The following is a 227-nucleotide window of genomic DNA, read 5'->3' on the forward strand; positions in this document are numbered from 1 at the left end:
TTGAATTAATTAAGCTTGACGACGTTGACAACTCTACTCTTGAAGGTGCGGTATTTAAAATCGTTGATATGAACGGGCACGACGTTCGTTCTAATTTAACTACTGATAAAGATGGTAAAATTTCTGTTTCTGATTTACGTCCGGGAGACTATCAGTTCGTTGAAACGAAAGCTCCTACTCATTACGACTTAAATCAAAATCCTATCAAGTTTACTGTTGAAAAGAGT

General features: G+C 36.1%; 1 protein-coding gene. It reads left to right on the forward strand.

All coding sequences use genetic code 11. From position 1 onward, the window contains the following. Positions 1–227, forward strand: a 227-nt coding sequence (locus BAQ44_RS08335; RefSeq protein WP_131801850.1) for a prealbumin-like fold domain-containing protein, incomplete at both ends; no start/stop codon positions are given.

This window comes from Bacillus mobilis (assembly GCF_001884045.1).
GTDB classification, from domain to species: Bacteria; Bacillota; Bacilli; order Bacillales; family Bacillaceae_G; genus Bacillus_A; species Bacillus_A mobilis.